Annotated in this window: 14 protein-coding genes; 11 read left to right on the top strand and 3 right to left on the bottom strand. The window is 70.5% G+C overall.

The genetic code is table 11. The features are described 5' to 3' along the window. Nucleotides 1-24: 24 nt before the first annotated feature. Nucleotides 25-1,596 (bottom strand): hypothetical protein, encoded by a 1,572-nt coding sequence (locus tag AC061S_RS18175; protein WP_478686996.1) that lies wholly within the window; start codon nt 1,594-1,596, stop codon nt 25-27. 493 nt (nt 1,597-2,089) lie between these two features. After that, entirely contained in the window at nt 2,090-3,034 is a 945-nt protein-coding gene (locus tag AC061S_RS18170) for a ScbA/BarX family gamma-butyrolactone biosynthesis protein (protein WP_478686995.1), read from the bottom strand. Between the two features lie 115 nt (nt 3,035-3,149). On the opposite strand from AC061S_RS18170, the gene AC061S_RS18165 reads away from it, so the two are divergent. Further along, complete coding sequence (locus tag AC061S_RS18165; protein WP_478686994.1) at nt 3,150-3,776, top strand: ScbR family autoregulator-binding transcription factor; 627 nt, start codon at nt 3,150-3,152, stop codon at nt 3,774-3,776. A 379-nt stretch (nt 3,777-4,155) separates the two neighbouring features. Here the strand turns inward: AC061S_RS18165 and AC061S_RS18160 are convergent, their stop codons facing one another. After that, complete coding sequence (locus tag AC061S_RS18160) at nt 4,156-4,791, bottom strand: TetR family transcriptional regulator (protein ID WP_478686993.1); 636 nt, start codon at nt 4,789-4,791, stop codon at nt 4,156-4,158. A gap of 405 nt (nt 4,792-5,196) precedes the next feature. On the opposite strand from AC061S_RS18160, the gene AC061S_RS18155 reads away from it, so the two are divergent. The 10 genes from AC061S_RS18155 to AC061S_RS18110 all read left to right on the top strand — a co-directional run bounded on the left by AC061S_RS18155 (nt 5,197) and on the right by AC061S_RS18110 (nt 20,553). Further along, on the top strand, nt 5,197-6,405 hold the full coding sequence (locus AC061S_RS18155) for an IS701 family transposase (protein WP_478686992.1): 1,209 nt from the start codon (nt 5,197-5,199) through the stop codon (nt 6,403-6,405). A 103-nt stretch (nt 6,406-6,508) separates the two neighbouring features. Continuing rightward, on the top strand, nt 6,509-6,952 hold the full coding sequence (locus AC061S_RS18150) for a winged helix-turn-helix transcriptional regulator (RefSeq protein ID WP_478686991.1): 444 nt from the start codon (nt 6,509-6,511) through the stop codon (nt 6,950-6,952). A gap of 191 nt (nt 6,953-7,143) precedes the next feature. Further along, nucleotides 7,144-8,133, top strand: coding sequence for a DUF1702 family protein (locus tag AC061S_RS18145; protein WP_478686990.1), 990 nt, complete (start codon nt 7,144-7,146; stop codon nt 8,131-8,133). A 140-nt stretch (nt 8,134-8,273) separates the two neighbouring features. Next, nucleotides 8,274-9,260 (top strand): DUF1702 family protein, encoded by a 987-nt coding sequence (locus tag AC061S_RS18140; protein ID WP_478686989.1) that lies wholly within the window; start codon nt 8,274-8,276, stop codon nt 9,258-9,260. 56 nt (nt 9,261-9,316) lie between these two features. Then, nucleotides 9,317-11,170 (top strand): CRTAC1 family protein, encoded by a 1,854-nt coding sequence (locus AC061S_RS18135; protein WP_478686988.1) that lies wholly within the window; start codon nt 9,317-9,319, stop codon nt 11,168-11,170. A gap of 2 nt (nt 11,171-11,172) precedes the next feature. Next, nucleotides 11,173-12,297, top strand: a complete 1,125-nt coding sequence (locus AC061S_RS18130) for an enediyne biosynthesis protein (RefSeq protein ID WP_478686987.1) — start codon at nt 11,173-11,175, stop codon at nt 12,295-12,297. Continuing rightward, entirely contained in the window at nt 12,294-18,203 is a 5,910-nt protein-coding gene (locus AC061S_RS18125) for a type I polyketide synthase (RefSeq protein ID WP_478686986.1), read from the top strand. Before AC061S_RS18130 ends, AC061S_RS18125 begins: the two co-directional genes overlap by 4 nt. A gap of 3 nt (nt 18,204-18,206) precedes the next feature. Beyond that, nucleotides 18,207-18,665 carry an acyl-CoA thioesterase gene (locus AC061S_RS18120; RefSeq protein ID WP_478686985.1) on the top strand — a complete coding sequence of 153 codons (459 nt, stop codon included), beginning with the start codon at nt 18,207-18,209 and terminating at the stop codon, nt 18,663-18,665. A gap of 5 nt (nt 18,666-18,670) precedes the next feature. Next, nucleotides 18,671-19,204 (top strand): flavin reductase family protein, encoded by a 534-nt coding sequence (locus tag AC061S_RS18115; protein WP_478687065.1) that lies wholly within the window; start codon nt 18,671-18,673, stop codon nt 19,202-19,204. Continuing rightward, the gene (locus AC061S_RS18110) at nt 19,204-20,553 is read left to right on the top strand and encodes a cytochrome P450 (RefSeq protein ID WP_478686984.1); all 1,350 of its coding nucleotides are present in this window, start codon (nt 19,204-19,206) and stop codon (nt 20,551-20,553) included. Before AC061S_RS18115 ends, AC061S_RS18110 begins: the two co-directional genes overlap by 1 nt. The last annotated feature ends 56 nt before the right edge of the window (nt 20,554-20,609 follow it).

Here is a 20,609-nt window from a genome sequence, read left to right as displayed (position 1 = left end):
CCGGACTCGGCCGATGGCCGGGCATCACAGGTGCCCGGCCCGCTCGGACAGCCAGTCCTGGGTGGTGAACCGGTGGCGCTGGCGGGGGATCGTGCGTTCGGGGGTGCCGGTCTCGCAGCGCCAGCACAGCCCGTGCAGCGAAGCCGCCCGCGTGCACTGGCCGTCCCTGCCCCGGCACCGGTGCTCCGGTTCCACGGAGGCGGCCGGATCGGCAGGATCAGCCGGATCTGCCGGGGGGAGGTCCGGCGCGGGGAGGCAAGCGTTGATCCGTACCTCGGCACAGTCCGCGCACTCGCCCTCGTTGCCGGGGCGGTGCGGGCGGTCGCACGAGGGGCAGCAGGCCCTTGGGGGAGCCGCAGGGCGGGCTCCCGAAGGGGCCTCGTCGAGCAGGTTGCGCGAGCGCAGGAAGCGGATCTCCGTGCAGGCCGTGCAGGCCTGGCCGGTGTGCCACACGACGCCCGACTCGCAGGCGGGGTCCGCGCAGCCCCAACGGGTCAGGGCCGCACCGAGCAGCCACCGGCCGGGGTCTTCGATGTCGGAGACCATCGTGCCGGCCAGCCTGGCCGTGAGGCGGGTCTGCAGGCGCTCGACGGTCATCCCGTCGGCGAGTTGGTGCTCGATGTCGCGGGCCGCGCGGCGCAGGACGTAGTCGCTCACGTTCTCCAGCAGGAAGCGGACCGGTGCGAGCACGGTGTGCGTCCTCCGACTGAAGTCCACCGGCGCGCCGACGGCAGCCGCCGAAGGCCTCTTGGAGGCCGGAGCCGCCGGTTTGACGGGGGCCTGGGATGAACCATCCGCGCGGAGCGCGCCGCTGTCGAGCGGAGCCTCGGGCGCTGCTCCGAGCGCGGCGTCGCGCGTCGCGCCCACTACCTGTACTTCGCCTACGGCGGATGGGGTAGTTCTTTCCTTCTCTTGTCGGTCAGTACTGCGGTCTTCCTTATACGCGAGGGATCCCTCATCAGATCGACCACCCGATCCCTCATCAAGTCGACCACTTGGAACCGCCTCGGAAGACTGGTGTTCGAGGGGTGACAGGGGTCCGTACTTGTTGACCTGGAACAGGTGGCGGCCCTGGAAGCCGGCGCGCCGGGCGAGAGCCACCCACTTCCTCGTCACGAGCTCCTTGACGGCCTTGGCCGCCGATTCGGTGCTTATCGGGGATCCGGCACGGCTGCCGGTGCGGTGGCGGAGGAACGCGGCGAGGCCGCGCACGGTCAACGGGATCTTCTGGACGACCGCGAAGGCGATCAGGCCGTAGGCGCGCAGCAGCCGGGGCGGGAGGCACTCGCTGGCATAGACGGGGATCCAGACGAAGCGTTCCCGGGGCCCTGGTGTCCGTACGCGACGCCGCGCCGTCGTGCCCCGGCCGCCGGGCAGCGTCCGGCGGGTGTTCTCGGACAGTTCGACGACGCCGTCCGGGGCGGGGTTGGCGAGTTCGCGCAGCGAGCGCTCCACGGTGGCCTTGGAGAGCCCGGTGTAGCCGGCGATCTTCTCCACCGAGGCCGTGCAGCCCTCGGGGCGCATGCCCAGACCAGCGATTTTGAGGTACACGTTGAGGGTCGCGTCGGAGTAGTACTCCGACTCCAGGATCCGCATCGGCGTCTTCGCGCGGGTCCTCAGGAAGGGCGGAATCAGGGCGGAACCTGCGCTTCCGACCAGCCCGGAGAGGTGAGATTCAGACACCGACGGCCCAGGAGGGGTGACATCCAGACAGGTTTTTTCGGCGGGGGACTGGAAATTCCGTGCAGTTTGGTCCATGATTCTGGGGTCTCTAGTCATCGAGTTGCAGTCACTGATCTCTAGTCACTGAGTTGCAGTCATCTCGTGGTCATCTCTAGTCATCTCGTATTGATCTCGTAGTCATCGAGTTGCAGTGATCGAGTCGAGTCGCTATAAGCGCCGACATGCTTGAGACGGAAGTCCTGTTGCGTGGGGGTTGAGCCCACTTGCAGCAGGTGACAGCAGGTTGGTTGGTCGTGACCCCGGTGTTGGCGCACCGGGTTCGATCATTCCTAGCGAACGTATGCCGACGGATCGTCGGGTGTTTTGATCCCCCTACGCAGCGGTTGAGCCTCCGTCACAACTCCGGTCAGACCGCCGACATGTCGGTCATCTCCGTCGTTGCCGTGAAGGCGAACGTACCGTTCTGGAGCCCGTTCACGCGCACACTCCGTCGCGTTCCACTCTCACGGGACGACACGGCCTCGGCTTCGACCCAACACGGAGCGTCGAATTCCACATAGCGGTTGAACGACACGTCCATCGAGGTGGGCATCATCGTGTCGAGCGACGGGTCCAGGGCGTGCCCGGCCTGTCGGACCGACTCCAGCAGGAGCATCCCCGGGACGTGGTCCAGGGGGTGGTCGAACAGGATCGGATGCGCGGTGTCCACGCGCAACTGCCAGCGCCCGCGCTCCTGCGTGGGCGCGAGCACGATGTCCCTGCGCCGGCGGCCCGCCACGGCCTGCGAGACCGGGTCCGGGGGCATCGGCGCCGACTCGGACAGCCGCGAGGCGTCCGCGCGTCCCATGCGCAGGCGCTGGTACACCGCGGGGGAATGGTTGGTGAAGCGCGTGCTCGACACGGCCAGGAGCGAATTGTCGCGAACGGCCTCGATGTGCATGGTCATCGACGAGGGCAGCGCGCGGTGGGTGCGGATGTCGGAGAACGTCACGTGCAGGGTGATCTCGGCGGGCTTCGAGGCGACGCGCATGGCCTGCGGGTTCAGCGCGTACTGCATGCGGGACCAGCCGATGTGGTGCCCGAACGGGAGGCCGTACTCCGTGTGCGAGAGCAGCATGCCGCTCTGGCGGATCGTTTCGCACAGGAGCATCGGGTCGTGCATGCCGTGTTCCGGCGTGTAGAAGCTGTGACTGCGAGGCCACTGGGCGCTGACCGTGAACGCGTCTTTCCCCGTCCTGGTCCACCCGGTCAGGAACACCTCGGACACGGCAGCTCTGTGTACGTACTCCCGAGCAACGGTACTGGTCAGGTCCGGCTGCGCTATGAGACGACGTTCTGGTGTTGTGAGCATGCCTCTCCCCTGTCGGCGTGCGTATGTGTGAAGACCCGGCGGACTACCAGACACGCGGGCCGACCTGTAAAATAAGGGCGTTCGTTTTTTTTGTCGAGAGGGAGCGGGGCACCTGATGAACGAGCCGCGCCAGCAACGGGCCGTAAAGACCCGGGAATCCATCATCTACGCGGCCGCCACGATCTTCGATGAGAGCGGGTACAGCGGCGCGAGCATCAGCAGGATCATGGAGGAAGCCGGGGTCACCCAGGGCGGGATGTACTTCCATTTCAAGTCAAAGCAGGACTTGGCCAACGTGGTGATGGCCAAGCAGCAGGAGTTCGTGGCCTTCCCCATCGGTGAGCCGGGCCTGCAACGGCTGATCGACCTGACGTTCTTCATGGCGCACGCCTTGCAGACCAATGTGCTGGTACGGGCCAGTGTCCGGCTCGCCGTCGAGCAGGGTGAGTTCGGGAAGCCCGACGCCACGGCCTACCACGAGTGGGTGGAGCAGCTCAGCTTCTTCCTGTTCGCGGCGCGCGAGCGCGGCGAACTCCTTGACGACGCCGATGAGCGTGAGTTCGCCACCCTGCTGACCGGGGCCTTCACCGGAGTACAGATCTACTCCAACATCGCCACGGGCCGGGTGGACCTCAACGACCGCCTGATCGCCATGTGGAAGTACACGCTGCCCGCGCTGGCCCCCGCACACGTGCGGGCGAGCCTGGTGCTGCGGCCGTACGCCCAGTCGCAGGCCGCGTGACCCTGCGCACGGTGGCGCTCGGCGCCACCGGCCCGGCAGATCGGCGGTGCCGACTGAACTTACCCGGGTCCGGGCCGAGTTGCGGTCGGCTTCGCAGGGGCCCGCGAACGGCGCTGTGGCGCCGTCTACGGCCCCCGCCGCCCCGCACCGGGGGAATCCCCGGCGGGGACGGGCACGCATGCGTCTGCCCGCCGTCCTCCCAGTGAGCAGGGGCTCCAGGGAAGGCGGCGGGCAGACGGTTGTGCCGGGCACCCGGCAGCGTGCTGGTAGTCACGGTGCCGGGGCCCTCTGGGTGCGTTCAGGCGGGGCTGCAGGTGCTCCGCGCTGAACGCGGCCGCACCACGTCGACGGGGGACGACCGGTGATGCGGCAGCTTGGGTCAGGCCGAAGGGCGGGGCTCGGGAACGGTCGCCGTGGCGTCCGTCGCACCGTCGGCCGAAACGCCTACCAGGGCGAGATGCCAGAGCCGTTTGAGCTGGCCCACGGCACTCTCGTACGCGCGCTCCGTCCCCATCCTGAGGCGGAGGTACGCCTCAGCGCCGCCGAGCAGGTACTCGACCAGCGCCGTGACGTCCGCCGGCAGGGCGTCGTCGCGAAGTTGGCCATTTTCGTATGCCCGGTCCAGGAGTTGACGGACCGTCGGAAGCCACAGGTCCGACCAGGAAGCGCTGCCCGGACGCTCGCGGGAGAGCCGGATAGCGGAGCGTACGGCGGTCTCCTCCTCCATCAGCCGGGTCAGCTCCAGGCTGAGGTCGACGACCCCGCGCAGCGCAGGGACCGGCTCTGCGGCCATCTGCTCCAGCGCCGCGACGGTCATCGCCCGTCCCTCTTCGAACACCGCGTCGGCGAGTTCGTTCTTGGACGAGAAGTGGAAGGTGACGGCGCCGATGGAGATGTTGGCGACTTTGCTGATCCGCGCAAGCGATGTGCCGTCGTACCCGTCGCGGTCGAACTCCGCCGCGGCTGCCCGGACCAGGGCGGAACGCGTGCGCACCGCCCGCTCCTGCTTCACCATGCTGTCTCCCTTGGAGCACTCGCTGCCGGGCGCAAGAGGGGCGTGGTTCCGTGCTGTAGGTGCACTGATCCGGATTTTTTTTCTGAGTCTGTCTTCACGTTAGGGAACCATCCTTCGATGCCTGCGGGGCACCGCGCAAGGCGGAGTTGCCGAAGATGTCCGCGGAATCGAGTGGGTCTCGAATGTCGCTCTGGCAAGGGGATCGACGGCTTCTGCGCCGTCCGTGCGGCCCCCGCCGCGATCCCCGTCGGTGGGGCCGCGGCTGTGCTGCGGTGAACGCCGGGCACGGGTGCCCGACTTGGCAAAGTGGTTCAACAACTCTCCTGAGTCGGAAAAAAAACAGGACGTTCGCTATTGTTTCATGGTGATCGCCGGCCGTCGGCAGACACTAGGAGGGAACCCGCCATGGTCATGCACGCCTTGATGAGCTCGAAGGTCTCGATGCCGGCGTTCACCGAGCGGGTCTTCGAGTGCCTGCCGCGGATGGACCAGCGCCGCTGGGCCCAGATGTACGTGCAGAGCCTGCTGACGACGCCGGGCAAGAAGTCCGTACGCCGGCTCGCCGCCGCGGTCACGGACTCGCCGACCGCGTCCCAGTCGCTGCACCAGTTCGTCAACGCGAGTCCCTGGGACTGGGCACCGGTCCGCAGCGAGCTCGCCCGCTGGACCGAGCAGGAGGTGACCCCGCGCGCCTGGCTCCTCGACCTCGCGGTACTGCGCAAGCGCGGCGAGCACTCCTGTGGCGTCCACCGCCGCTTCGTCCCCTCGACCGGACGCTCCGTCACCTGTCAGGTGGGCGTCGGCGGATTCCTGGCCACCTCCGACGGGGCCGTTCCCGTCGACTGGAGGCTGCTGCTGCCCGGCTCCTGGACCAAGGACCCCGAGCGCCGCCAGCGCACCCGGATCCCCGAGGACGCCGGCCAGCGCTCGCTCGAACAGCACGCCCTCGACGTCGTGGACACCATGGCGGGTGCCAGTCGCACGGCGCCGGTGCCGGTGGTGGCCGACCTGGGGGAATCGGCCGGCGCCGCCAGGCTCGTACGGGGACTCTCCCAGCGCGGCCGCGACTTCGTCGTCTCCGTCCCCGGCAGCCTGCAGGTCCTGGCGGGCCGCCACCTGCGGCTGCACCGGACCGAGGCGGGGGAGGGCAACAGCACGCTGATCTCCGCCCGCAGCCTCTTCGAGTTCGACGCGGCCGGCCTGACCCGGATCGAGACGGTCGGCCCGTGGGGCGGTGGGCCGGGGCGCCACCACACCGTCATGTCGAGCTTCGTCCGGCTGCCGGATCACGCGTCCAACGGGATGCAGGTTCAGCGCACCTACCGGCTGTTCGCCATCCGCTCCGAGCGCGGGCGCCAGCCCGTCAAGCTGTGGCTGACCAACCTCACCCACGCCCGGACGGACGAGGTCCTGGCGCTGACGGGTCTGCTGGACCGCAGCGCCGAGACCGTGCGCGAGCTGGAGGAGGACTTCGGCCTCCTCGACTTCGAGGGCCGCTCGTTCCCGGGCTGGCACCACCACATGACGCTGGTGTCGGCCGCCTACGCGTACCGCAGCCTCGGCCGCCCGGGCGGTGGCGGTGGGGAACCGCAACCGCTGCTGCAGGCGGCCTGAGCTTCCCGCCGCTTTCCGGGGTGCCGTCCTGGCCCCGGGAGGCGGCTCCCCTTTTGTCACGTCGGTCCTTTCACGAAACTCGTTGCCTGCATAGAGTGAGCGGATGCTGAGACATACGTACGAGGGACAGGACTGCAACCTGGCCCGGACCCTGGAAGTGGTCGGGGAGCGCTGGACGTTGTTGATCGTCCGTTCGGCTCTGCTCGGTATCAAACGCTTCGACGGTTTTCTCGGCAACCTCGACATTGCTCGCAACGTCCTGACCAACCGGCTCACCCGGCTGGTCGAACACGGGATCATGGAGCGGGTCCCCTACCAGGACCGGCCCGTGCGCTACGAGTACCAACTCACCCCCGCCGGGCGGGACCTCACCAGGGGAGTCATCGCCCTGATGCAGTGGGGGGACCGCCACCTGCACTACGAGCAGGGGCCGCCGCGTCGCGCCGACCACATCGGCTGCGAGGGCGGCGTTCACGTCGAGCTGCACTGCGACCGGTGCGGCCGCCAGGTCCACGACGAGGAAGTGGACGTGCGCTCCATCCGCTGACCTCTCCCCGCTGACCTCTCCCCGCCGGCCGGCTGCCCCGCTGCCCCGCGTACGCGCCAGAACTTGCCTCAGTGCGCTCGAACGGCTCTGGAGCCGCCGGGTGAGCACGGACGGAGATGAGGCGCCGGCGCCCGGGCGCGCACGATGTGCCCTCCGGCCGCCGCCAGAGCGGCCCGCACGAGGAGGCGTCCGTGCCCGCACTGGGAGCACTGCGCAGGCTGGCCATGGCCCCGTCCCTGGACGACGTGAGCTTCGAGGGGCGCGGTTTCTCCGTCGAGCCGACCGCGCGGACCCGCAAGCTGGAGGCAGTACCGCAGGCCGTCGTCACCGGCTTCGAGTGGGGCATCGAGGACCGCACGCTGGCGACGACCGAACGCCGGCTCTCGCTCGTCGACCCGGAGGTCCAGGGCTTCGCGTACGAGGGCGCCACCATGGCCTGCGCCATCCGTGACGTGATGGGCCCGGGCAAGGGCCACCGCACCCGCGACCTGCTGCAGGGCGGCGGCAAGCGGCACATCTTCCTCAACTACATCGGCATCGGCTTCGCCATGGCCAAGCTGCCGCGCCCGATGTGGAAGAAGCTCGTACCGGACCTGACCGAGCCCGAGTACTACCCGGCCATGAGCTGGCTGTGCGTCGACGGATACGGCTTCGACCGCGCCTACTTCGACACCGAACGCTGGGTCGGCGGACAGCGGCTGGACACCCCGTACGCGTGGGACGGCGACGCGGACTACTTCCAGCGCGCCTTCGACCAGGGCGTCGGGCGGGCGCTGTGGTTCATCCACGGTGGCCACGTCGCGCACGTCTCGGCCGCCGTGCGCGCCTTCGCCTCGGCCCGCCAGGGCGACCTGTGGAGCGGCGTCGGCCTGGCCGCCACCTTCGCCGGGGGCACCACCGCCGCCGACCGCGAGGCGCTGCGCGCCGAGGCGGGGGAGGAGTGGGACCACCTGGCGCAGGGCTCGGTGTTCGCGGCCAAGGCCCGTCACCACGCCGGTTTCGTACCCGAGCACAGCTGGGCCGCGGTCGAGGCGTTCACGGGCCTGGGCGTGGAGTCCGTCGCGCTGCTCGCCGACGAGACCGCCGCGAGCGAGCCCCAGGCCGGCGTCGGACCCGCCTACGAGGTGTGGCGCAGGAACGTGCGCGAGCGGGTGCGCGCGTCGGCGGGCACGCTCGTCTGACGTTTCGTCGGCGCCGGATCGTTCACACCGGATTGTTCACGCCGGATTGAGCACGCGGGAAGTAGAGCCCCTCCTGGACCCCTGGATAGATTCCCGTTTGCTGGGGGGTTTCAGGGTTCTACGAGGGGCGGTTTTCTTCGGTGTCCACAGTATTTGGTGCGCTACGGCGGAGGCTTCTCACGCCTCCCGTTTCCGAGACGACGATGGAGGTGCGCGGGTTCCACGTAAAGAACCCGCAAGCCAAGGCGCGTCTGGAGAACATCGGCGAGGTATTCCTTCAGGGGTATGCCTACGCGGTGGAGGCCGGCTCTCCCGCGGAAGCCGAGGAAATGCTGGAGACCGTCCCCCGGGACATGCGCGGATTCGCGTACGAGGGCGCGGGCATGGGCGCGGCGGTGTACGACTCGCTGCCGGGACACAGTGGCCGGCTGGACGGCCTGCTCCAGGGCAAAGGCCGCCACCACGACTACATGATCTACGTCGGTGTGGGCTGGGCCATGGCCCGGCTGCCGAAGCTCCTGTGGCCGGACATCCGCAAGACGGACCCGCTGCTGCGCTGGCTCGCCCTGGACGGCTACGGCTTCCACCAGGCGTACTTCAAGACCGACTCCTACGTGCGCACGCCCGCCGCGGAACACCCGTTCAGCTGGCACGGCGGACACAACCACTACACCCCGAACGCCATTGACCAGGGCATCGGCCGCGCGCTGTGGTTCGTCGGCGGTACCGACCCGGATGTCGTGACCGACCTGATCGCCTCCTACCCGAAGGCCCGGCACAGCGACCTGTACGCGGGCGCCGGCCTCGCCTGCGCCTACGCCGGCAGTGTCGACGAGGACGAGCTGGCCCGCTTCGTCGAGGGCGCCGGGGAGCACCGCTGGGCGCTGGCCCAGGGCTCCGCGTTCGCCATCGAGGCACGCATCAAGGCCGACACGGTCATCGACCACACCCACCTCGCCGCCCGTGTCGTCTGCGACACCACCGCGGAGCGGGCGGCCTCGGTGTGCGTCGGGCTGCGGCCCGACACCCGGGGCCAGGGTGAATCTCCCGCATACGAGTCCTGGCGGCGTGGTGTCGCCGAGGAGCTTGCTTCTCTCTCTCTTACCCGGAAAGGTGCCGATCAGTGACGGCGAAAAAGAACTGGGCGCTTAGGAATGCGCCGGGAATTGTTGCTCTTGCCGTAATGGTCGGCACTTTCTACGGGGTTCAGCTGCCCGAGTCCTCGGCGGCCGAGACCGCGAAGCTTGCGAAGAACTTCGGCTTCAAGTCGCTGTCGATCGCCATGCCTTCCGGATTCCCGAAGCAGGAAGTCCGCAAGGTCAACAAGGCTTATCGGCACATCGAGGGATGGATCTCCTCGGTCGGCGCCGGCATCGCCGTCAACGACATCGACGGCGACGGCCTGCCCAACGACCTCTGCGTGAACGACCCGCGCATCGACCAGGCCGTGCTGACCCCGTCGCCGACGCGCAAGGACGGGGCCTACGCGCCGTTCGCCCTCGACCCGAAGCCGCTGCCGACCAGCACGACGTCGGCGCCGATGGGCTGCATGCCCGGCGACTACAACGAGGACGGCGCGACCGACGTCCTCGTCTACTACTGGGGCCGCACCCCGGTCATCTTCATGAACAAGAACGTGAAGGGGCAGCCGCTGTCGGCCGCCAGCTTCACGCCCACCGAGCTGATCCCGGGCACGACCGGTACGAAGTACAGCGGGCCGCTGTGGAACTCCAACGCCGCCGCGTACGCCGACTTCGACGGTGACGGCCACGACGACATCTTCATCGGCAACTACTTCCCCGACAGCCCCGTCCTGGACGACACCGTGGACGGCGGCGTCGTGATGAACGAGTCGCTCTCACACGCCCAGAACGGCGGCGGCGGCCACTTCTTCCGCTGGACCGAGAAGGGCTACGAGAAGACCGAGGGCTCCATCCCGCAGGGCCTGAGCAAGGGCTGGACGCTCGGCGCCAGCGCGGTCGACCTCGACGGCGACCGCCTGCCGGAGATCTTCCTCGCGCACGACTTCGGCACCTCGCCGATGCTCTACAACAAGTCGGTCCCCGGCAAGATCGAGTTCGCCGAGGTCAAGTCGGTCCACACCGGCACCGTGCCCAAGTCGAAGGAGATGGGGCGCAGCTCGTTCAAGGGCATGGGCGTCGACTTCGGCGACCTGGACAACGACGGGCTGTACGACCTGTTCGTCAGCAACATCACCACCTCCTTCGGCATCCAGGAGTCGAACTTCGCCTTCATCAACCAGGCGAAGAACCAGTCCGAGCTCCAGGGCAAGCTCAAGGAGGGCGAGGCCCCGTACGAGGACAAGTCCGCCGACCTGGGCGTGGCCTGGTCCGGCTGGGGCTGGGACCCCAAGATGGCCGACTTCGACAACGACGGCAACCTGGAGATCACCCAGGCGCTCGGCTTCGTCAAGGGCAAGACCAACCGCTGGCCCCAGCTCCAGGAGCTGGCCACCGCGAACGACGCCCTGACCTCGAACCCGATCTGGTGGCCGAACGTCCGCCACGGTGACGACCTGGCCGGCAGCCAGCACATGCGCTTCTTCGCCAAGGACGAGGGGACCGGCCGCTACGTAGACCTGGCCAAGGCCCTCGGCATCGCCGAGCCCATCCCGACCCGCGGCATGGCCCCGGCCGACGTCGACGGCGACGGCCTGGTCGACCTGGCCGTCGCCCGCCAGTGGGGTGAGCCGGTCTTCCTCCACAACGTCAGCGACAGCACGGGTTCGTACCTGACGCTCAAGCTCAACCGCGAGTCCGGCTCGCCCGCGATCGGCGCCGAGGTCTGCGTCGAACTGCCGGACGGCAGCATGCGGGTCGCCCGCGTCGACGGCGGCGGCGGCCACTCCGGCAAGCGCAGCAACGACGTCCACATCGGCCTCGGCAAGGGAGTCAAGGACCCGCTGCCGGTGAAGCTCACCTGGCGCGACCGCACCGGTGCCGTCCACGAGCAGAAGCTGACGCTGAAGCCCGGACAGCACACCGTCGAGCTCGGTACCCAGGCGAAGGAGAAGTGACCATGTCCGCAACCCTGACGGCTGTCCCGGCCCCCGCCGGCCCACGCCACAACCCGAAGGTCGTCACCGCGCTCCGCCGGTTCGCGATCTCCATCTCCGTCCTCAACATCCTCGGTTACACGGTGCTCGGCTTCGAGCAGCCCTGGACCTGGCCGTTCATCGCACTGCTCACCTCGTACACCCTGGAGATCATCCTCGAGGTGATCGGCGCCCGCTCCGAGGGGCGCGACCCGCGCTTCCGCGGCGGCGGCCTCAAGGGCATGGTCGAGTTCCTCTTCCCGGCCCACATCACCGCCCTCGCGGTGAACATGCTGACCTACGTCAACGACCGCGTCTGGGTCATGGTCTTCGGCGTCATCGTCGCCGTCGGCACCAAGTGGGTGCTGCGCGCCCCGGTCAAGGGCCGCATGCGGCACTTCATGAACCCGTCGAACTTCGGCATCGCAGTCATCCTGGTGCTCTTCCCGTGGGCCTCGATCGCGCCCCCGTACCACTTCACCGAGTACCTCGACGGCGGCCTCGACTGGCTCGTCCCGGCGGTCATCATCGCGCTGGGCACCCTGCTCAACGCCAAGCTCACCGAGCGCATGTGGCTGATCCTGGCCTGGGTCGGCGGCTACGCCCTCCAGGCGGTCGTCCGCGGTCTGATCTTCGACACCTCCATCCCCGCGGCCCTCGCGATGATGACCGGCGTGGCGTTCGTGCTCTTCACGAACTACATGATCACGGACCCGGGTACGACGCCCTCCTCCAAGTGGGGCCAAATCGCCTTCGGCGGCGGCGTCGCCACCATGTACGGCGTCCTGACCGCCCTGCACGTCGTGTACGGCATCTTCTTCGCCACCGCGATCGTCTGCGCCATCCGCGGCGCCTTCCTGTGGAGCGCCGACGTCGTCGCCAAGCGGCGCGCCGCCGAGGCCGCCGACAAGGCCGCCGCGGTGAAGGCCGAGGCCGTCACCGCCGTGCTGCCGGCCCAGCGGTCCTGCGACTGCACCGGCGAGTGCGCCTGCCCCGCCCCGGCCCCGGCCGCGGCCGTCGCGTGCCCCAACGGCTGCGCCGAGGCCTGCGCCTGCCCCGCCCCGGTCTCCGAGAAGACCGCCCAGGAAAAGATCGCGGTGGCCGCATGACACGCATAGCCATCGTCGGCATGGCCTGCCGCTATCCCGACGCCGCGACCCCGGGCGAGCTCTGGGACAACGCCGTCGCCGGCCGCCGGGCCTTCCGCCGGCTGCCCAGCGAGCGGATGAACCTGGACGACTACTGGGACTCCGACCCGGCCACCCCGGACACCTTCTACGCCCGCAACGCCGCGGTGCTGGAGGGCTACGAGTTCGACCGGATCGCCCACAAGATCGCGGGCAGCACCTTCCGCTCCACCGACCTCACCCACTGGCTCGCCCTGGACACCGCCGGGCGCGCGCTGGCCGACGCCGGCTTCCCGGCCGGCGAGGGCCTGCCCAAGGAGCGCACCGGCGTCATCGTCGGCAACACCCTCACGGGTGAGTTCGCCCGCGCCAACGTGATGCGGCTGCGCTGGCCGTACGTACGGCGCGTGATGGCCGAGGCCCTCGCGGCCCAGGAGGACTGGGACGAGACCCGGGTCGCCGAGTTCCTCGGCGACGTCGAGGCCTCGTACAAGGAGCCATTCCCGGCCATCGACGAGGACACCCTCGCCGGCGGCCTCTCCAACACCATCGCGGGCCGGATCTGCAACCACTTCGACCTCAACGGCGGCGGCTACACCGTCGACGGCGCGTGCTCCTCCTCGCTCCTGTCGGTCACCACGGCGGGCACCTCGCTCATCAACGGCGACATCGACGTCGCCGTCGCGGGCGGCGTGGACCTGTCGATCGACCCGTTCGAGATCATCGGCTTCGCCAAGACGGGCGCCCTCGCCAAGGGCGAGATGAAGCTCTACGACCGGGGCTCCAACGGGTTCTGGCCCGGCGAGGGCTGCGGAATGATCGTCATGATGCGCGAGGAGGACGCCCTCGCGGGCGGCCACCGCATCTACGCGACCATCGCGGGCTGGGGCGTGTCCTCGGACGGCCAGGGCGGCATCACGCGGCCCGAGGTCAGCGGCTACCAGCTGGCCCTGCGCCGCGCCTACGAGCGCGCCGGGTTCGGCATCGAGACGGTCCGCCTCTTCGAGGGCCACGGCACCGGCACCGCCGTCGGCGACGCCACCGAGCTCACCGCCCTCATGGGCGCGCGTGCCGCGGCGGACCCGAAGGCGCCCATCGCCGCCATCACCTCCATCAAGGGCATGATCGGCCACACCAAGGCCGCCGCCGGAGTCGCGGGCCTGATCAAGGCGGCCATGGCCGTCGACAACCAGACCCTGCCGCCGGCCATCGGCACCGTCGACCCGCACGAGCTGCTCACGGACGACGGCGCGAACCTCAAGGCGCTGCGCAAGGCCGAGGCGTGGCCCGAGGGCGCGCCCCGCCGCGTGGGCATCACCGCCATGGGATTCGGCGGCATCAACACGCACGTGGTCCTGGACGAGCCCGCCGTACGGCGCCGGCCGGCCCCGAGCCGCCGCTCCGCCGCACTGGCGAACTCGCCCCAGGACAGCGAGCTGCTGCTGCTCGAGGGCGACACCCCGCGCGCACTGCTCGCGCGCATCTCCGAGGTCGCCGGCTTCGTCGCCACGGTCTCCTACGGCCAGGTCTCCGACCTCGCCGCGACCCTCCAGCGGGAACTGCGCGGCCTGCCCCACCGCGCGGCGATCGTCGCGTCCTCGCCCGAGGACGCCGAGCGCCGGCTGCAGCACCTGGCCGACCTGCTGGAGTCGGGGGAGACCTCGCACACCTCGGCGGACGGCCGCAGCTTCCTGGGCAAGGCGACCGGACGGGGCCGCATCGGCTTCCTGTTCCCGGGCCAGGGCTCCGGCAAGGGCACCGGCGGGGGCGCGCTGCGCCGCCGCTTCCCCGAGGCCGCCGAGGTCTTCGACCGGGCCGGCCTGCCCACCTCGGGCGACATGGTCGCCACCGATGTGGCCCAGCCCCGTATCGCCACCGGCTCCGCCGCGGGCCTGCGCGTCCTGGACTCGCTGCGCCTGGAGGCGTCCGTCGCCGTCGGGCACAGCCTCGGTGAGCTCTCCGCCCTGCACTGGGCCGGCGCCATCGACGAGGGCACGCTGCTGGACGCGGCCCGGGTACGCGGCAAGGCCATGGCCGAGCACAGCGACTCGGGCACCATGGCCTCCCTGGGCGCCGACCCGGACCAGACCGAGCGGCTCATCGCGGGCCTGTCGGTCGTCATCGCGGGCTACAACGGGCCCCGGCAGACGGTCGTCGCCGGTCCCGTCGAGGACATCGAGGAGATCCAGCGCCGCGCCGAGCGGGCGGACGTGAGCTGCACACGGCTCGCCGTCTCGCACGCCTTCCACTCGCCGCTGGTCGCTCCGGCCGCGCAGGTGTTCGGAAACTGGCTCGCCGGCGCCGCCTTCGGTCCCGTCTCCGGGAAGGTCGTCTCGACCGTCACCGGCACGGAACTGGAGCGCGACACCGACGTGGTGGAGCTGCTCAGCCGCCAGATCACCGACCCGGTCCGCTTCACCCAGGCGGTGGAAGCGGCCGCGGACGAGGTCGACCTGTTCATCGAGGTGGGCCCCGGCCGGGTGCTCAGCGCCCTCGCACAGGCGACGACCGGGGTCACGGCCCTCTCGCTGAACACGGACGACGAGTCGCTGCGGCCGCTGCTGCAGGTGGCCGCCGCCGCGTTCGTCGCGGGCGCGCCGGTCCGGCTCGACCGGCTCTTCCAGGACCGCCTGATCAAGCCGCTGGAGGTCGGACAGGAGTTCAGCTTCCTGACCAGCCCCTGCGAGCAGCCCCCGGGCGCGCACCGGACGGCCGCGAGCCAGCCGAAGCCCGCCGTCGCGGTGGCCGCGCCGGCGAGTACGCCGAACAAGGCGGCCCCGTCGGACAAGGCCGCCAACGCCATCAAGGCGGCCAAGGCGGCGAAGGTCGCCAAGGCGGCGCAGGACCGGGCCGCCGAGGCGGCCCCCGCCCAGGACGGCGCGGCCGCCCTGGAGGTGCTGCGCACCCTCGTCGCCGAGCGCGCCGAGCTCCCGGCCGACCTCGTCGACCCGGGCAGCCGGCTCCTGGACGACCTGCACATGAGCTCCATCACCGTGGGCCAGATCGTGAACCAGGCCGCGTCCCGTCTCGGGATCGCCGCGGCGCAGGTCCCGACCAACTTCGCGACGGCCACCCTGGCCGAACTCGCGGAGGCCCTCGACACCCTGGCCACCACGGGCGGGGCCGCACCGTCCGAGGAGGCCGCCCTGGTCGCCGGCGCGGCCAGCTGGGCCCGTCCCTTCGCGGTGGACCTCGACGAGGTCGCCCGGCCGCGCACCGCGCCCGCCGAGGCCAACGGCACCTGGGAGCTCTTCGCCCCCGACGGCGGGGACCTCGCCGAGCGCCTCCAGCAGGAACTCGAACAGGCCGGCGTCGGCGCGGGTGTCCTGGCCGTCCTGGCCAGGAACTGCTCCCAGGAGCAGGCCACGCAGGTGCTGGACGCCGCCAAGAGCGCCCTCGCGGGTCACCGCGACCGCCGCTTCGTCCTGGTCCAGGACGGCCGCGGCGCGGCCGGTCTGGCCAAGACCCTGTACCTGGAGGCCTCGCACCTGCGGACCACCATCGTCCACACCCCGGTGACGGACGACGCGGTCGAGCGGGTGCTGGCCGAGGTGGCCGCCACCACGCGGTTCGCCGAGGTCCACTACGACGAGGCCGGCGTGCGCCGCGTCCCGACCCTGCGGGCCCTGCCCGTGGAGCAGGAGCGCGACGAGGCCCCGCTGACCGCCGAAGACGTCCTGCTCGTCACGGGCGGCGGCAAGGGGATCTCGGCCGAGTGCGCCCTCGCCGTGGCCCTCAAGACCGGTACGAAGCTGGCCGTTCTCGGCCGCTCCGAGCCGGGCGACGACAAGGAACTGGCCGCCAACCTCAAGCGCATGGCCGACGCCGGCGTCGAAGTGCACTACGCACGGGCCGACGTCACCGACGCGGGCCAGGTGCGCGGCGCGGTCGCCGAACTCGAAGGAGCGCTCGGCAAGATCACCGGTCTGCTGCACGGCGCCGGCCGCAACGAGCCGAACGGCCTGGTCCACCTCGATGCCGACGACTTCCGGCGCACCTTCGCCCCGAAGGTCGACGGTCTGCGGACCGTCCTGGACACCGTGGGAGCCGGCAACCTCAAGCTGCTGGTCGCCTTCGGCTCCATCATCGGCCGGGCCGGCCTGCGCGGCGAGGCCCACTACGCCACCGCCAACGAGTGGCTGGCCGACCTGACCGAGGACGTCGCCCGCACCCACCCGCAGGTCCGCGCGCGGTGCATGGAGTGGTCGGTGTGGTCCGGCGTCGGCATGGGCGAGAAGCTCTCCGTCGTCGAGTCGCTCTCCCGCGAGGGCATCACCCCGGTCTCCCCGGACCAGGGCGTGGAGATCCTGCTGCGCCTGATCTCCGACCCCGACGCACCCGTGGTGACCGTCATCAGCGGCCGTACGGAAGGCATCGACACGGTCCGCCGTGACCTGCCGGCCCTGCCCATGCTGCGCTTCACCAGCAACCCGCTGGTGCGCTACCACGGCGTCGAACTCGTCACCGAGGTCGAACTGAACGCGGGCACGGACCCGTACCTGGCCGACCACCTCCTCGACGGCAACCTGCTGCTTCCCGCAGTGATCGGCATGGAGGCCATGGTCCAGGTCGGTTCCGCGGTCACCGGCCGCGCCACCACCCCGGTCATCGAGGGCGCCAAGTTCCTGCGGCCCATCGTGGTGCCGCCGAACGGCAGCAACCGCATCCGCATCGCCGCCACCGTGACCGGCGCCGACACCGTGGACGTGGCCATCCACTCCGAGGACACCGGCTTCGTCGCCGAGCACTTCCGTGCCCGGCTGGTCTACAGCTCGGCCCCGATCCCGGACGGTGCGCCGCTCCAGGTGCCCGCCGACACCCCGGTGGTCCCGCTGGACCCGGCCAAGGACCTGTACGGAAGCGTCCTCTTCCAGGGCGCCCGGTTCCAGCGGCTGAGCCGCTTCCACCGGGCCGCCGCCCGGCACGTGGACGCCGACGTGTCCGTCCAGCAGAAGCCGCAGGACTGGTTCGCCGGCTTCCTGCCCGGTGAACTCCTGCTCGCCGACCCGGGCATGCGCGACGCGCTGATGCACGGCAACCAGGTGTGCGTCCCCGACGCCACTCTGCTGCCGTCCGGCGTGGAGCGCATTCACCCGCTCGGCAACGGCAGTCACGTCCCGGACCGGCTCCGGTACTCCGCGATCGAGCGCAGCCACGTCGGCGACACGTACGTGTACGACATCGCCGTCCGCGCCGAGGACGGCACCGTCGTCGAGCGCTGGGAGGGCCTGACCCTGCACGCGGTGCGCAAGACGGACGGGTCCGGCCCCTGGGTCGCCCCGCTGCTAGGCCCCTACCTGGAGCGCACCCTGGAGGACGTCCTGGGCGCCCGCATCGCCGTCGCGGTCGAACCGCACGGCGAGGCGCCGGCCGGTTCGGTCGCGCAGCGCCGCAGCTTCACCGCGGACGCCGCGGCCCGCGCCCTGGGCTCCCCCGTGACGGTCAGTCACCGTCCCGACGGGCGCCCGGAGCTGGAAGGCCTCCACATGTCGATGTCGGCCGCTCACGGCCTGGGGGTGACCGTCAGCGCGGTCGCCGCCGCCGAAGTGGCCTGTGACATCGAGGCGGTCAGCATGCGCTCGTCCACCGAGTGGCGCGGCCTGCTCGGCGAGCACACGCCGGTGGCCGACCTCGTCGCCAAGGAGACGGGCGAGGCCCCCGACACCGCAGCCACCCGCGTGTGGAGCGCGGTGGAGTGCCTGAAGAAGGCCGGGATCATGGCGGGCGCACCGCTGACGATGCTTCCGAGCCGCAAGGACGCCTGGGTGGTATTCGCCGCCGGGGACCTGCGGATCGCGACCTTCGTCACCGCGCTGCGCGACGCCCTGGAGCCCGCCGTCTTCGCCTTCCTGACCCACGAAGCAGATCTCATCGAAGGGCGGTCCTAGATCATGGCTGAAGACTACTTCGAGTACCTGCACACGGTCGGTTTCGAGGAGACCAACCTCGTAGGCAACGTGTACTACGTCAACTACCTGCGCTGGCAGGGCCGTTGCCGTGAACTGTTCCTGCAGAAGAAGGCGCCGGACGTGCTGGCCGAGGTGCAGGACGACCTCAAGCTGTTCACGCTCAAGGTGGACTGCGAGTTCTTCGCCGAGATCACGGCCTTCGACGAACTGTCGATCCGTATGCGGCTGTCCGAACTCGGGCAGACCCAGCTGGAGTTCACGTTCGACTACGTGAAGATCACCAGTGGCGTCGAGGTCCTCATCGCCCGCGGCCGCCAGCGCATCGCCTGCATGCGCGGACCGAACACCAACACGGTCCCGTCGCTGATCCCCGAGGGCCTGGCACGGGCCCTGGAGCCGTACTCGACCCAGAACCGGGTCATGTCCGGGCGAGCCGCGTGACCGTCATGACCGCCGTACCGCCGCAGGGTGTCGCCGTCGGCGACCCCTCGCGGCTGCGGCGGGCCTTCGGGCACTTCGCCACCGGGGTGACCGTGGTGACGGTGGGCGGTGCCTCCCCGCGGGGCATGACCGCCAACTCCTTCACCTCGGTCTCCCTGGAGCCGCCCCTGCTCCTCGTGAGCGTCGGCAAGGAGGCGCTCATGCACCGCTACCTCGCCGAGGCCGCCACCTTCTCGGTGTCGGTGCTCGGCGCCGGCCAGGAGGGCGTGGCCCGGCACTTCGCCGACCGTTCGCGCCCCATGGGGGCCGGCCAGTTCGACGCCGTCGACTGGCTGCCCGGCCGTGTCTCCGACGCGCCCCTGATCGCGGGGGCGGCCGCGCACTTCGAGTGCGCGAAGTGGAGTGCGTACGACGCCGGCGACCACACCCTCTACCTGGGGGAGCTGATCGCCGTGGACGAGATCCCGGACCGCGAGCCGCTGGTCTTCCACCGCGGCTCGTTCCGGGACCTCGTCCCGGCGCAGCGCGGGGGGGCCTGATGGCGGTGCACCCACCAGGTCCCGCCTTCTGGCAGCTGCCCGGGCTGCTGCGCAAGCTGGCCGTGGACCGGCTCGCCATGATGCGCGACGCCGCGGAGCTCTCCGATGCCGTCCGCGTGTCGATGGGGCCGAAGAAGATGTACATCTTCAACCGCCCCGACTACGCCAAGCACGTCCTGGCCGACAACGCGGCCAACTACCACAAGGGCATCGGCCTCGTGGAGTCCCGCAAGGTGCTCGGCGACGGCCTGCTCACCAGCGAGGGCGACCTGTGGAAGGCGCAGCGCCGCAACGTGCAGCCCGCGTTCAAGCCGGGCCGCATCGCCGCGCAGGCGGGCATCGTGGCCGAGGAGGCCGGACGTCTGCTGGACCTGCTCCGGCTCCGGGCCGGCGGGGGAGCGGTCGACGTGCTCCACGAGGTCACCGGACTCACCCTCGGGGTGCTGGGCCGGACCCTCATGGACACGTCGCTGGACGGGCACGACGGGATCGCGCACGCCTTCGAGGCCGTACAGGACCAGGCCATGTTCGACATGGTCAGCCAGGGCCTCATGCCGACCTGGCTGCCCTTCGCGACCCAGCGCAACTTCCGCCGGGCCCGCGCCGACCTGACGGCCACCGTGGACGTGCTCGTCGCGGACCGCAGCGCCCGGATGTCCGACGGCGACGACACCGACGACGCCTTCTCCCGGATGATCCTGGCCGCCCGCAAGGAGAGCGACCCGGCCCTCGGCCGCAAGCGCCTCCAGGACGAGATCGTCACCCTGCTCCTCGCCGGGCACGAGACGACGGCGAGCACGCTGGGCTGGACCCTGCTGCTGCTCGCGCGCAACCCGCACGTACGCGACCTGGTGCGCGACGAGGCCCGTGCGGTCCTGGCCGGCGGGCGGCTGCCCGACGCCGAGGACCTGCACAAGCTCTCGTACACGACGCAGGTCGTGCAGGAGGCCATGCGGCTGTACCCGCCGGTGTGGATCCTGCCGCGCATCGCCCAGCAGGGCGACGAGGTCGGCGGGTTCACCGTGCCGGCCAAGGCCGACGTGCTGGTGTGCCCGTACACCCTGCACCGCCACCCGGACTTCTGGGAGGACCCGGAGCGCTTCGACCCGACGCGCTTCGAGGTGTCGCGGGTCGCCAACCGGCCGCGCTACGCCTACATCCCCTTCGGGGCCGGACCTCGGTTCTGCATCGGAAGCAACCTCGGGATGATGGAGGCGGTCTTCGTGACGGCCCTGGTCACCCGTGACCTCGACCTCGACGTGGTGCCGGGGCACGAGGGCGTCGCCGAGCCGATGATGTCGCTGCGCATGCGCGGCGGGCTGCCGATGACGATCCGCTCGGCGGACTGACAAGCAGACACGAAGAAGGGGCCGGCCACGGTGGTTACCGTGGCCGGCCCCTTCTT

This window comes from Streptomyces sp. CA189 (genome assembly GCF_056428985.1).
Note: the sequence above shows the minus strand (reverse complement) of the source record. Positions and strands in the feature narration are given on the sequence as shown.

Coding starts and splice junctions, on each gene's coding strand:
- AC061S_RS18170 (WP_478686995.1), bottom strand. CDS start 3,034: ATGCTCACAACACCAGAACGTCGTCTCATAGCGCAGCCGGACCTGACC.
- AC061S_RS18110 (WP_478686984.1), top strand. CDS start 19,204: ATGGCGGTGCACCCACCAGGTCCCGCCTTCTGGCAGCTGCCCGGGCTG.
- AC061S_RS18155 (WP_478686992.1), top strand. CDS start 5,197: ATGGTCATGCACGCCTTGATGAGCTCGAAGGTCTCGATGCCGGCGTTC.
- AC061S_RS18150 (WP_478686991.1), top strand. CDS start 6,509: ATGCTGAGACATACGTACGAGGGACAGGACTGCAACCTGGCCCGGACC.
- AC061S_RS18165 (WP_478686994.1), top strand. CDS start 3,150: ATGAACGAGCCGCGCCAGCAACGGGCCGTAAAGACCCGGGAATCCATC.
- AC061S_RS18130 (WP_478686987.1), top strand. CDS start 11,173: ATGTCCGCAACCCTGACGGCTGTCCCGGCCCCCGCCGGCCCACGCCAC.
- AC061S_RS18175 (WP_478686996.1), bottom strand. CDS start 1,596: ATGCGGATCCTGGAGTCGGAGTACTACTCCGACGCGACCCTCAACGTG.
- AC061S_RS18160 (WP_478686993.1), bottom strand. CDS start 4,791: ATGGTGAAGCAGGAGCGGGCGGTGCGCACGCGTTCCGCCCTGGTCCGG.
- AC061S_RS18135 (WP_478686988.1), top strand. CDS start 9,317: ATGGTCGGCACTTTCTACGGGGTTCAGCTGCCCGAGTCCTCGGCGGCC.
- AC061S_RS18125 (WP_478686986.1), top strand. CDS start 12,294: ATGACACGCATAGCCATCGTCGGCATGGCCTGCCGCTATCCCGACGCC.
- AC061S_RS18120 (WP_478686985.1), top strand. CDS start 18,207: ATGGCTGAAGACTACTTCGAGTACCTGCACACGGTCGGTTTCGAGGAG.
- AC061S_RS18115 (WP_478687065.1), top strand. CDS start 18,671: ATGACCGCCGTACCGCCGCAGGGTGTCGCCGTCGGCGACCCCTCGCGG.